Below are 11,933 nucleotides of genomic sequence, written 5' to 3'. Positions count from 1 at the left end.
GCCCGTCATGACCGCAACCGCCGACCGTCTCGACCTGCGCCTGAGCGCCGAGGACAAGAACCGTATCCGCCGCGCCGCCGACCTGCACGGCGTGCCGCTGGCAGCCTTCGTCCGCGAAGCCGCCTTGCGCGAAGCCGACGCGATCATTGCCCATCCGCCCAAGGGGCGGACTGGCAGCCTGTCCGCGCGCTTGCGTGGTCGCGCCACCGCGCGCCTTTCCACCGACGAAATCATGCGGCTCACGCGCGGCGCATGAATAGGGTGCTGGTGGACGCCAACGTCCTGCTGGACGTGCTGACCGACGATCCGGAGTGGTACAGCTGGTCGGCTGCGCAGCTGGACGCGTGCGTTGCCCGCGCCGAGTTGTGCATCAACCCCATCGTCTACGCCGAGGTCTCGGTCGGCTTCGAACGCATCGAACAACTGGACGAGGTCCTGCCACCCGATGCGTTCACTCGTCTGGAGTTGCCGTGGGAAGCGGGCTTCCTCGCCGGCAAGGTGTTCCTGCAATACCGCCGCGCCAAGGGTGCGCGCAGTTCGCCGCTGCCGGATTTCTACATCGGCGCGCACGCCGCCATCGAAGGCATGGCGCTGTTGACTCGGGACGCTAAGCGCTACCGCACGTACTATCCGACACTTGAATTGATCTGCCCGTGAGCCGCGCGTGGTGTGCTCTCCATGAGTGCCCGCAAATGTGTGTGTTGCCAGCATGCCACCGGTGCATGCCACGGTCATGGTGAGTATGCGCGGTCACCTCAATCGAATGTCTGGAGACCAGTGCCCATGGCATCGATTCGTGGATAACACGGATGCCGCGACGATTCCCTTGAATTTAATCAGTCACCGACCGATGAGCTGGATGTGACGCATGCGTAACGCCAGCCAAGCCAGATTCAAAGTGGCTTCGCCAACGCCTTGCCGCCACGCCGCGAGTAAAGCGGATGGATTCAGGCACGCCGATCTTCGCCTCACTCCAGCGCGAGGATGTGCTCCCAGTGCGCCGCCTCCACCGGCTGCACCGACAGCCGGCTGCCCTTGCGCAGCAGCAGCATGCCGTCCAGCGCGGCGTCGGCCTGCAGTTCCTTCAGCGTGATGGTGCGCTTGAGCTTCTTCACGAACTTCACGTCCACCAGCATCCAGCGCGGGTTGTCGCGGGTGCTGCCGGGGTCGAAGTACTTGCTCTTGGGATCGAACTGGCTGGGATCGGGGTAGGCGCCGGTGGCGACGGCGGCGATGCCGACGATGCCGGGCTCGGCGCAGTTGGAGTGGTAGAAAAACACCTTGTCACCCACGCGCATGCCGTCGCGCATGTAGTTGCGCGCCTGGTAGTTGCGCACGCCGTCCCACGCCTCCTGCTTCTTGCGCTTGAGGTCGTCGATGGAGAACGCGTCGGGTTCGGATTTCATCAGCCAGTAGTGGCGTTCGCGCGGGCTCATGCGTGGGGGTTCCCGTCTTGTGCGGAGGCGGTGCAATCGATCAGCTCGCGGTCGGTGGCCACGTAGTCCAGCGGCACGTCCCACGGCTCCGTGGCGAGGCTCTCGACCTCCTGGAACGCGTAGGCCACGCCCACCAGCAACGGTTCGGTGGGCCGCGACTGCTCGTTGAGGAAGGCGAAGCTGCGGTCGTAGTAGCCGCCGCCGTGGCCCAGCCGGTGGCCGCGGCGGTCGAACGCGAGCAGCGGCACCAGCACCAGGTCGAGCTGGAACGGCGCGAACCATTCGTGCGGCGCCACCGGCTCGGGTATGCCGTAACGGTTGGGCTGGATCGCGTCGCCCTCGCGCCACGGCGCAAAGTGCAGTTGCCTGCCCCTGGCCAGGATCGGCAGCAGGAAGCGCTGGCCGCGCGCGGCCAGGGGGGGGATGACGAGGTTCAGCGGCAGCTCGCCGCCGGTGGCCCAGTAGCCGGCCACGCGCACGTCGGTGAGGTATTCCGGCAACTGCTCCAGCGAACGGCGCAGTCCCTGGGCGGCGGCCATGCGCGCCGGTGGCGGCAGCGCTCGGCGGCGCTCGGCCAGCTGCTCTCGCAGGTTGCGGCGGTGGGCGGCAGCGTCCACGGCGTGCTCTCCATCGGAAAACGCCCCGTCCATCGGCTGACGAACGGGGCGCGGAATAGGTGGCGTCAACCGCGATGCCGCTGCCCACCGAACGACCTTGATCCACGATGGATCAGGTGGGAGGGCGACATGGTCTCGAGGCTTTCCGCACGCGGCGGACATGCACAACGACCGATGGAAAGCCGACCCGGGGCCGTATTTAGGAACAAGGCAAATGTAAGAGTGTGCCGGCGCACACCGCAGAAAACGCCGGGAATGATTCTAGGCGCCTCGGCGGTAGAAACCAAGCAGGCGAGGCAAGGTCGGCGCGGGGCGGCTTGCGCCAAGCGGCGCCTCAGGCTTTCGGCAGCAAGTCCGCCTGTGTGGCGCGGTGCTGCGCGTCGGTGCCTTCCAGCGCGATCTCCAGGCGCTGCCGCAGCGCGGCGAGGCGATGGGCGGTCTGCTGGTCGTGGCCGCCCTGCTGCTTGCGCAGCGCCAGCAGCTCGTGGGTCATGCTCACCGCGGCGAGCACCGCCAGCCGCTCGAAGCTGGGCGCGCGGGCATTGGCGCGCAGCTCGCGCATCTTGCGGTCGAGCAGGGTGGCAGCCTCGACCAGGCCTTCGCGCTCTTCCGGCGCGCAGGCGATCAGGAACTCGCGGTCGATCAGCCGCAGCGCGACCGGTTCGTTGGTGGCGACGTCGCTCATGGGTTGCCTTCGAGCGACTTCAGTCGCTGGATCATCGCCTCGACCCGGCTGCGCGCCTGCTCGTTGCGCGCGAGCAGGCTGGCGCGCTCGCCCGACAGCTGCTCCTGGCTGTGCCGCAGGCTGCGGTTCTCCTCGCTGAGCCGGCGCACGGTGTCGAGCAGGCGGTCGACCTGGCGGCCCAGCGCCTCCAGCTCCAGCTGGACGGCGTCGGGCGGAAGGGAGTCGGAGGGGTTCATGCGCGGAACTATAGCAGCAGGACACCCCGGAACTGCGGGCGTTTCCACGCCCTCCACGGTGGTTCCGCGAAGCGCGCAAGCGGCTTCCGGCGAGAGGCCATGGAGCCGGTTCCAGGGGCGCCGCGACGCGCCTGGCGTAGAATGGCGGGCCGTCCCCGAGGAACGCCCCATGCCGGCCACCGAACCGCTCAGTCACGACCAGCTGGACGCGCTGATCGTGCGCCTGCGCCTGGGCGTGGACGCCAGCGAACTGCACGGCTCGCTGTGCGGCTACCTGGCCGGCGGCGCCGCGCCGCGCGGCGGCAACCTGCTGGCCGCGCTGCAGCTGGACGGCGCGGAGGAAGCGACGCCCACGCCGGCGGACCAGGCCGCGCTGGAGGCCTTGCTCAAGCAGTGCCGCGACGCCCTGGCCGACCCCGAGCTGGGCTTCGAGCCGTTGCTGCCGGACGCCGACCGCCCGCTGGCCGAGCGCGCCGACGCGGTGGTGGACTGGTGCCGCGGTTTCCTCGGCGGCTTCGGCCTCGCCGGCACCGATGCGCACGCGCAGCTGTCGGACGATGCGCAGGAAGTGCTGCGCGACTTCGGCACCATCGCCGCCTCGACCTTCGACTTCGGCGACGCCGCCGAGGACGAGGACGCGCTGATCGAGGTGCAGGAATTCCTGCGCGTGGGCGCGCTGCTGCTGTACACCGAGTCCGCCGGCCGCCACGGCCAGCCCGGCAGCGACCGCCTGCATTGAACGCGCCGCTCGAACGCAGCGCCGTGCCGGCGATCGCGGGCGAGGAGTTCGCCCGTCGCCGCCGCCAGCTGATGCAGATGGCCGGCGAGGACGCGGTGCTGCTGGTGGCCGCCGCGCCCGAGCGCACGCGCAACGCCGACGCCACCTGGCCGTACCGGCAGGATTCGGACTTCCACTACCTCGCCGGTTTCCCCGAGCCCGACGCGGTGCTGGCGCTCTTGCCCGGCCGCCTGCACGGCGAGGTGGTGCTGTTCTGCCGCGAGCGCGACGCCGAGCAGGCGCGCTGGCACGGCCGCTCCATCGGCACCGAGCGCGCAGTGGCCGACTTCGGGCTGGACGACGCTTTCCCGATCGACGACATCGACGACATCCTGCCCGGCATGATCGAGGGCCGTGCGCGCGTGTACTGCCACTTCGGCCGTGAGCCCGCGTTCGACGCGCAGCTGCTGGGCTGGATGCGCCGCCTGCGCCAGCTGCGCGGCGGCGGCGTGGTGCCGAAGGAGTTCGTGGCGCTGGGGCACCTGCTGCACGACCTGCGCCTGTACAAGTCGCGCGCCGAGCTCAAGCTGATGCGCGCCGCCGCCGCCATCGCCGGCGAGGCCCACCTCGCCGCGTGGCGACACGTGCGGCCGGGCCGGTACGAGTACGAGGTGGAGGCCGAGCTGCTGCATGCGCTGCGCAGCCGCGGCGCGGTGCCCGCGTTCACGCCCATCGTCGCGGCCGGCACGAATGCCTGCGTGATGCACTACCAGCACAACCGCGCCCGGCTCGACGACGGCGACCTGCTGCTGATCGACGCCGGCGCCGAGCTGGACTGCTACGCCTCCGACATCAGCCGCACCATCCCGATCAACGGCCGCTACAGCCGCGAGCAGCGCGCGCTGTACGAAGTGGTGCTGGCCGCCCAGCTCGCCGCGATCGACGAGGTGCGGCCGGGCCAGCCGTTCGATGCCGCGCACCACGCCGCGGTGCGGGTGCTCGCCGAGGGCCTGTGTGCGCTGGGCCTGCTCCGCGGCGACGCGGACACGGCGATCGCCGAAGGCAGCTACCAGCGCTACTTCCCCAGCAAGACCGGCCACTGGCTGGGCCTGGACGTGCACGACGTGGGCGACTACCGCATCGACGGCGCCTCGCGCGTGCTGGAGCCCGGCATGGTGGTGACGGTGGAGCCGGGCATCTACGTGCCGCCCGACGAGGCCGGCGTGGACGAACGCTGGCGCGGTATCGGCATCCGCATCGAGGACGATGTGGCAGTGACCCGCGACGGCAACGAGGTGCTCAGCGCCGCTGTGCCCAAGGAAGCCGAGGCGATCGAGGCGCTGCTGGCCGGGCGCGGCTGAGGCGCTCAGCCGCTTGCGCGCGCGGGCGCGCCGCCGGGCGACGCCCGCAGATAGGCCTTGCTGGCCATCCGCGCCCCGATGCGGCCTTCGCGCATCTCCGCCACCTCGTCCACCAGGGTGGACAGCTTGCCGAGGCGGTGGGTCACCAGCAGCACGCTGCGCCCGCGCATGGCGGTGGAAAGCGCCTCGTACAGCCCGGCCGCAGTGCCGGCATCCAGGCCTTCGGTGGGCTCGTCCAGCACCAGGATCGGCGCGTCGGCGAGCAGTGCGCGGGCGATCGCGATGCGGCGCGCCTCGCCACCGGAAACGCGCACGCCGTTCTCGCCGATCCAGGTATCCAGGCCGTGCGGAAGGCTGGCCACATAGACGTCCAATTGCGCTTGGGCAATCGCCGCGGCCAGCGCCTCGTCGCTGGCCTGTGGCCGGGCCAGCAGCAGGTTCTCGCGCAGGCTCGCATCGAACAGGTAGGGCTGTTGCTCCACCACCGCGATGCGCGCGCGCACCGCGTCGCCCGCCCAGTCCTGCAGTGGCACGCCGCCGAGGAGGATCTCGCCCTGCTGGCAGGGATAAAGCCGCGCCAGCGCGCCGAGCAGACTGCTCTTGCCGGCACCGGACGGGCCGACCAGGGCGAGCCGGCCGCCCTGCGGCAGCTCGAGGTCCACGCCGTCCAGCGCCCATGGCGCGTCGTCCGCATAGCGCAGGCGCAGGCCGCGGATCGACAGATCGCAGCGGTCCGGCACCGTCGCGGGGCGGGGCGGGTCGACGATCGCGGGCGGGGTATCCGCGAGGGCGAACACGCGCCGTGCGGAAGCCAGTGTCGCGCCGAGCTGGGCCCAGGCCTCTGGCAACGGGGCGATGGCCTCGAACGCGGCCTGGGCGAGCAGCACCAGCATGGTGAGGTCCGGCCCCGCCAGGGCGCCGGCGCGCAGTGCCGGCAGGCCCAGCGCCAACGCGCCGGCCACGGCCAGCTGGGCGGCCAGCGCCACGCCGGCGCCGCCGGCCGCCTGCAGCCGATCCAGCGTGCGGCGCGCCTGCTGTTGCTGCGCGGTGAGTGCGGCCACGCGCCCGGCATGCGCCGCCTCGGCGCCGTACAGCACCAGCTCGGCGCGGCCGCGCAGGCCGTCGGCCGCCAGCGCGCGCAAGGCCTCGTCGCAGGCGACTGCCGCCGCGCCGGGCGCTTCGCCGCGGCGCAGCGCCCAGCGCGGCAGCAGCACGCCGCCGGCGCACAGCGGCAGCAGCAGGCCCGCGCCCAGCCAGGGCAGGTAGCCGATCGTCAGCGCGAGCACGCCGAGCGAGACCAGCCCGGCCACGCACAGCGGGATCAACACGCCGAGGTAGGCGTGCTCCAGCGCGTCCACGTCGGCGCGCAGGCGCGAGAACAGCCCCGTGCTGCGCAGCCCGCCCAGTCGCGCGGGCGCCAGCGGCACCAGCCGGCCGAACAGCCAGCTGCGCAGGCGCGCCAGCACGCGCAGGGTGGCGTCGTGGGCGACCAGGCGCTCCAGGTAGCGCCCCAGGGTACGCACGATGGCGAGCAGGCGGATCAGCGCCGCCGGCGTGTAGTAGTTGATCGCCGCGCCGCTGGCACCGGCCAGCGCCATGGCGGTGATGAAGTGGCCGGCCACCGCGATCAGGGCGATCCCGGAAGCGCTGCTGAGCAGCGCCAGCGCGACGCCGGCCGCCAGCCAGCCGCGCTCGGGACGGAGCAGGCCGGCCAGGCGGCGCAGCAGGGCTCCGGTCGATGCCGTGGACGGAGCTGGCACGCCGCCGCTCATGCCGCGCGGTCCGCCGCCAGCAGGCGGGCGAAGGCACCGCGCATGCGGCGCAGCTCGGCGGCGGTGCCGGTTTCGACGATGCGTCCCTGCGCCATCACTGCCACGGTCTCGTCGTCGCCGATCGCATCCAGGCGGTGTGCGATGCGGATCGTGGTGCGGCCTTCGGCGAGCTTCGCCAGTCCGGGCTCGATAGCGGCCGCGGTGGTGGCATCGAGGTGCTGGGTGGGCTCGTCCAGCAGCAGCAGCGGCGCGTCGCGCAGCCAGGCGCGCGCCAGCGACAGCCGCTGGCGTTCGCCGCCCGACAGCCCCTGGCCGTGTTCGCCGAGCGGCGTGTCCAGCCCTTGCGGCAGGCGCGCCACCACCGGCGCCAGAGCGGCCGCGTGGAGCGCGTGTTCCAGTTGCGTCGGACCGGCGTCGGGGGCGGCGATGCGCAGGTTGTCGCGCAGGCTGCCGTGGAACACGTGGGCGCGCTGCGGCACCCAGGCGATGCGGCGGCGCCAGGCGTCCAGATCGAGGTCCGCGAGATCCACGCCGTCGATCCGGATGCGGCCGCTGCCCGGCGCGGCGAACCCCATCAGCAGGGCGAACAGGGTGCTCTTGCCACCGCCGCTGGCGCCGACCAGGTTCAGCCGGCCGCCGGCCGGGACGTCCAGGTCCAGGCCGCACAGCACCTCGCGCCCTGCCTCGTAGGCGAAGCGGACCTGTTCGAAACGCAGCGCGGGGCACCGCGTCTGCACCGGTTGCCGTGGCGCGGCCGGCGTGGCTGGCGGCGCGGCCGCCAGCAGCCGCGACAGGTCTTCCGCCGCTGCCGCCGCCTCCATCCGCCGGTGCCGCTGTGTGCCCAGCGCGCGCAGCGGCAGGTAGAACTCCGGCGCGAGCAGCAGCACGAACAGGCCCGGCTCGAAGGCGATCTTGCCGGACAGCAGGCGGAACCCCACCAGCACCGCCACCACGGCGATGCTCACCGTGGCGAAGAACTCCAGCACCAGCGCGGACAGGAACGCGATCCGCAGCACCGCCATGGTCTCCTGCCGGTAGGCCTGGCCGGTGAGGTCGAGGAAGGCCTGCTCGCGCGCCGCGGCGCGGTACAGGCGCAGCGTGGTGAGGCCGGCCAGCGCGTCCATGAAGCGCGCGCCCATCCGCCGCAATTGCTTCCAGCGGCGCCGGCTGGCCTGTTCGGCGGCGCGTCCGACCAGCACCATGAACAGCGGCATCAGCGGCGCGGTGGCCGCCAGCACCAGCGCCGACCAGGGATCCGCACCCACGGCGGCCAGCAGGATCACCGCCGGCACCAGCGCGGCGAGCGCCACCTGCGGCAGGTAGCCGGAGTAATAGGGAGCCAGCGCGTCGACGCCGTCGACGAAGCGGGTGACCAGGTCGCCGCTGGACTGGCGTGCCGCCCACAGCGGACCCAGCGCGCGGATGCGTGCCTCCAGCGCCGCGCGCACCTGCACACCGATGCGGGCGCCGGCCTCGAACGTCGCGCGCCGCTGCAGCAGCGCCAGTGCGAAGCGCAGTGCCGCGATCGGCGGCAGCACGGCCAGCGCGGGCCACAGCACCGCCAGCGAACGGTCGCCGAAGATCGCCTGCGCCAGCAGGTGCGCCACCAGCCACGCGCCGGCGCACATCAGCATCGCCTGTGCGGCGCCGGCGGCGATGCCGCCCGCGAGCAGGCCGCGCACGGGACGCGCCTGCGCGCGCAGCCAGATGGACGTGTCGGTGGCCATCGCAGGGTTCAGAACACGGGGCCGGCGCAAGGCCGGCCCCGCGGCACGTCTCCGGGGCGTGCGTTCATGCGCGGCGCGGGCCTTCGTCGCCGGCCTGCGCGGCGTGCTCGTCCTGGAGGTCGAGCAGCGCGCCGCCGGCCGCGGCGATCAGCACGATCATCGCGGTGCCGACCAGCCAGGCGAAGTACCAGGCGCCCAGGCTGCCCAGGATGGTGGCCATCAGGATCACCAGGACCGCCATGGCCATGAACAGCAGGAATTGCAGGAAGGTCTTCATGGCGACTCCTCAGTAGGCGTGCTCGTCGGCGGCGACTTCGGCGGCCTTGACCTTGCCGCGCATCACGTAGAAGGCCCAGCTGGTGTACCACAGGATCAGCGGCACGAAGACCAGCGCGAAGCCCACCATCCACGCCAGGGTCAGCCGGCTGGAGCTGGCGTTCCACACCGTGAGGCTCTGCGCCGGCACGCTGCTGGAAGGCAGCAGGAACGGAAACAGCGCCACGCCGGCGGTGCCCACCACGCCCAGCCACGCCGCCGCGCCCAGCCACCAGGCTAGGTGCGAGCGGCGCGCGCCTGCGGCGGCCAGGCCGGCCAGCATACCGGCGAACCCCAGTGTGGGCACCAGCCACAGCAGCGGCTGCGCGCGATAGTTGGCGAACCAGGCGCCCGGCGCCAGCGCCACGCTCTGCTGCAGCGGCGTCTGCGGCACGCCCGCGCCGGGGCCCCCGGCATGCGTATAGCCGTCCATGCCGTGCACCCAGAAGCCGCCGGCCGCGAACAGCACGACGGCCGCGATCGCCGCGACGCGCGCCAGCCCGCGGGCACGCTCGTACATCACGCCCTCGGCGCCGTTCATCACCGTCGCCGAGCCCATGAACACCGACAGCGACAGCGACAGCAGCCCGCACAGGATCGCGAACGGATTGAGCAGGCCAAGGAACGAGCCGGTGTAGGTGGAGGTGAGGTTCCATTCGAAATGGAACGGCACGCCGCGGAACAGGTTGCCGAACGCCGCACCGAACACCACCATCGGCACGCAGCCGCTGACGAACAGTGCCCAGTCCCAGGTTCCGCGCCAGGCTGGCGAGGGCAGCTTGCTGCGGTACTCGAAGCCGAGCGGGCGCATGATCATGCTCCACAACAGCAGCAGCATCACCACGTAGAAGCCCGAGAACGCGGTGGCGTAGATCAGCGGGAAGGCCGCGAACACCGCGCCGCCGCCCAGGATGAACCACACCTGGTTGCCGTCCCAGTGCGGGCCGATGATGTTCAGCGCCACCCGGCGCTCCGTGTCGCTGCGGCCGACGTAGCGCAGGATGGTGCCCACGCCCATGTCCATGCCGACCATCACCGCCAGGCCGACCAGCAGCACGCCGAGCAGCAGCCACCAGATGAATTGCAGTGCTCCGTACAGTTCCATCATTCAGCCCTCCGCATAGCCGGCCAGCCGCGCCGCCTGCGATCTGTCGTTGAGCGGCGCGTCGCCGTGGCTTTCGCCCGGCCCCTGGCGGATCGCGCGCACCATCAGGTACATCTCGACCACGATGAACGCCGTGTACAGCGTGACGAAGCCCACCAGCGAGAAGATCATGTAGCCGACGCTGTGGGTGGAGGCGGACATCCAGGTCGGCAGCACGTCGTACACCGTCCACGGCTGGCGGCCCAGCTCGGCGACCAGCCAGCCCGTCTCGCAGGCCAGGAACGGGGCCGGGATCATCCACACCGCGATCTTCAGGAACCAGCGCTTGTGCTCCACGTTGTTGCGCATGGTGTAGATCACCGCCAGCACGAAGTAGGCGAGCATCGCCAGCCCCAGCGCCACCATCGCGCGGAACGACCAGAACACCGGCGCCACCTGCGGGATCGCGTCGCGCGCGGCCGCGGCGACCTGCGCGTCGGTGGCCTTGCCCACGTCGGGTGCGTAGCGCTGCAGCAGGAAGCCGTAGCCAAGGTCCTTCTCGTGCGCGTGGAACTGGGCCAGCGCGTCCGCATTGCCGGGCTGGGCCGACAGCGTCTGCAGCGCGGTCACCGCAGGGATGCCGTCGCGGATGCGCGTGGCGGCGTCCTGCTCCAGCCGGTCGATGCCGGGCACGCTGCCGGTCAGCGAGTGGGTGACCAGCAGGGAGAGCGCGTAGGGAACCCGCACGGCGCCGTGGTTGGCCTGGTCCTCCTGCGAGGGAAAGGCGACCAGGTTGAACGGCATCGGCGCGGATTCGGTCTTCCAGAGGCCTTCCATCGCCGCCAGCTTCATCGGCTGCGCCTGCCCGCCGATGAAGCCCAGCGCGTCGCCCAGCGTGATCACGCCGGCGGTGGCCAGCACGCCGAACAGCACCGCCATGCGGAACGAGCGGCGGGCGATGTCCACGTGGCGACGCTTGAGCAGGTACCAGGCGCTGACGCCCGCCACGAACACCGCGGCGGTCACGTAGCCGGCGATGCTGGTGTGCACGAACTTGGCCTGCGCGTCGTGGCTGAAGATCAGGTCCGTGAAGCTGGTCAGCTCCATGCGCATCGTGGCCGGGTTGAAGTGCGCGCCCGTCGGCGCCTGCATGAAGCTGTTGGCGACCAGGATCCACAGCGCTGACAGGTTCGAGCCCAGCGCCACCAGCCAGGTCACCGCCAGGTGCTGGCCGCGGCGCAGGCGACCCCAGCCGAAGGCCATCAGGCCGACGAAGGTGGACTCGAGGAAGAACGCCATCAGGCCCTCGATCGCCAGCGGCGCGCCGAAGATGTCGCCGACGAAGCCCGAGTAGAACGACCAGTTGGTGCCGAACTCGAACTCCATGGTGAGTCCGGTCGCCACGCCCAGCGCGAAGTTGATCAGGAACAGCCTGCTCCAGAACTGGGTGATGCGCTTGTAGATGTCCTTGCCGGTGACGAAGTACACCGTCTCCATCGCCGCGAGCAGGAAGGACATGCCCAGCGTGAGCGGCACGAACAGGAAGTGGTAGAGCGCGGTGAGCGCGAATTGCAGCCGCGAGAGATCGACAACGTTGATGTCGTGCATGGCGAGGGCATCCTTACGGGAATGCGGTGGAGCACGTGGGCGGCCCCGGCGGTTGGGCGCGCCGGCAGTGCCGCGGGGCGGACAGCCCGGGCACCGGGCCAGGCGGGCCCGGTCGATGCCCGCGGCGGCGCGAGGGGTAGGCGTGATGTCGTTCCGGGCCGGTCATGGTTCTGCGTGTTCCCAGCGTGTGGTGCGCATCGTATGCGTCAGCCGGGCAGGAAAAAATGTGCCAGCCATCGTGCACCCGGCGCAGCGCCAACATTGTTTTTCCCTGGATTTTCGCGATGTTGACGGAGATCAACTGGCCTGCGCGCCACGCGCGTTGCGTCGAACGGCCGCATGGCGGCTTGTCGCAGGGCGACGGGCCACGGAGG

Annotated in this window: 13 protein-coding genes and 1 other RNA gene; 4 read left to right on the top strand and 10 right to left on the bottom strand. The window is 71.4% G+C overall.

Annotation, left to right across the window (positions count from 1 at the left end):
• Positions 1-7 precede the first annotated feature (7 nt).
• Positions 8-256 carry a type II toxin -antitoxin system TacA 1-like antitoxin gene (locus ACQGNW_RS02635; RefSeq protein WP_426661508.1) on the top strand — a complete coding sequence of 83 codons (249 nt, stop codon included), beginning with the start codon at positions 8-10 and terminating at the stop codon, positions 254-256.
• Positions 253-657: a type II toxin-antitoxin system VapC family toxin gene (locus ACQGNW_RS02630; RefSeq protein ID WP_426661507.1), complete on the top strand. Its 405-nt coding sequence runs from the start codon at positions 253-255 to the stop codon at positions 655-657. The genes ACQGNW_RS02635 and ACQGNW_RS02630 overlap by 4 nt, the downstream gene beginning before the upstream one ends.
• 311 nt (positions 658-968) lie before the next feature.
• Here the strand turns inward: ACQGNW_RS02630 and ACQGNW_RS02625 are convergent, their stop codons facing one another.
• From ACQGNW_RS02625 to ACQGNW_RS02605, 5 genes are all read right to left on the bottom strand, one after another.
• On the bottom strand, positions 969-1,436 hold the full coding sequence (locus tag ACQGNW_RS02625) for an EVE domain-containing protein (RefSeq protein ID WP_426661506.1): 468 nt from the start codon (positions 1,434-1,436) through the stop codon (positions 969-971).
• Complete coding sequence (locus ACQGNW_RS02620; protein WP_426661505.1) at positions 1,433-2,053, bottom strand: 5-formyltetrahydrofolate cyclo-ligase; 621 nt, start codon at positions 2,051-2,053, stop codon at positions 1,433-1,435. The genes ACQGNW_RS02625 and ACQGNW_RS02620 overlap by 4 nt, the downstream gene beginning before the upstream one ends.
• Before the next feature lie 62 nt (positions 2,054-2,115).
• A non-coding RNA gene (ssrS, locus tag ACQGNW_RS02615) (6S RNA) lies at positions 2,116-2,302 on the bottom strand.
• An 85-nt stretch (positions 2,303-2,387) separates the two neighbouring features.
• Complete coding sequence (locus ACQGNW_RS02610) at positions 2,388-2,738, bottom strand: cell division protein ZapA (RefSeq protein ID WP_426661504.1); 351 nt, start codon at positions 2,736-2,738, stop codon at positions 2,388-2,390.
• Positions 2,735-2,974: a TIGR02449 family protein gene (locus tag ACQGNW_RS02605; RefSeq protein ID WP_426661503.1), complete on the bottom strand. Its 240-nt coding sequence runs from the start codon at positions 2,972-2,974 to the stop codon at positions 2,735-2,737. The genes ACQGNW_RS02610 and ACQGNW_RS02605 overlap by 4 nt, the downstream gene beginning before the upstream one ends.
• 169 nt (positions 2,975-3,143) lie before the next feature.
• Between ACQGNW_RS02605 and ACQGNW_RS02600 the strand changes: the two genes are divergently transcribed.
• Positions 3,144-3,713 carry a UPF0149 family protein gene (locus ACQGNW_RS02600; RefSeq protein ID WP_426661502.1) on the top strand — a complete coding sequence of 190 codons (570 nt, stop codon included), beginning with the start codon at positions 3,144-3,146 and terminating at the stop codon, positions 3,711-3,713.
• Positions 3,710-5,053: an aminopeptidase P N-terminal domain-containing protein gene (locus ACQGNW_RS02595; RefSeq protein WP_426661501.1), complete on the top strand. Its 1,344-nt coding sequence runs from the start codon at positions 3,710-3,712 to the stop codon at positions 5,051-5,053. The genes ACQGNW_RS02600 and ACQGNW_RS02595 overlap by 4 nt, the downstream gene beginning before the upstream one ends.
• Before the next feature lie 5 nt (positions 5,054-5,058).
• Here the strand turns inward: ACQGNW_RS02595 and cydC are convergent, their stop codons facing one another.
• From cydC to ACQGNW_RS02570, 5 genes are all read right to left on the bottom strand, one after another.
• On the bottom strand, positions 5,059-6,813 hold the full coding sequence (gene cydC, locus ACQGNW_RS02590) for a thiol reductant ABC exporter subunit CydC (RefSeq protein ID WP_426661500.1): 1,755 nt from the start codon (positions 6,811-6,813) through the stop codon (positions 5,059-5,061).
• 8 nt (positions 6,814-6,821) lie between these two features.
• Positions 6,822-8,552 carry a thiol reductant ABC exporter subunit CydD gene (gene cydD / locus ACQGNW_RS02585; protein ID WP_426661499.1) on the bottom strand — a complete coding sequence of 577 codons (1,731 nt, stop codon included), beginning with the start codon at positions 8,550-8,552 and terminating at the stop codon, positions 6,822-6,824.
• 64 nt (positions 8,553-8,616) lie between these two features.
• On the bottom strand, positions 8,617-8,829 hold the full coding sequence (locus ACQGNW_RS02580) for a hypothetical protein (RefSeq protein WP_426661498.1): 213 nt from the start codon (positions 8,827-8,829) through the stop codon (positions 8,617-8,619).
• Between the two features lie 9 nt (positions 8,830-8,838).
• On the bottom strand, positions 8,839-9,972 hold the full coding sequence (gene cydB, locus ACQGNW_RS02575; protein WP_426661608.1) for a cytochrome d ubiquinol oxidase subunit II: 1,134 nt from the start codon (positions 9,970-9,972) through the stop codon (positions 8,839-8,841).
• A 3-nt stretch (positions 9,973-9,975) separates the two neighbouring features.
• Positions 9,976-11,559 carry a cytochrome ubiquinol oxidase subunit I gene (locus ACQGNW_RS02570; RefSeq protein WP_426661497.1) on the bottom strand — a complete coding sequence of 528 codons (1,584 nt, stop codon included), beginning with the start codon at positions 11,557-11,559 and terminating at the stop codon, positions 9,976-9,978.
• Between the last annotated feature and the right edge of the window lie 374 nt (positions 11,560-11,933).

It is taken from the genome of Rhodanobacter aciditrophus, assembly GCF_050026795.1.
Lineage (GTDB): Bacteria > Pseudomonadota > Gammaproteobacteria > Xanthomonadales > Rhodanobacteraceae > Rhodanobacter_A.
The sequence above is the reverse complement of the archived record's forward strand: the minus strand, read 5'-3'. Positions and strand labels throughout refer to the sequence as shown.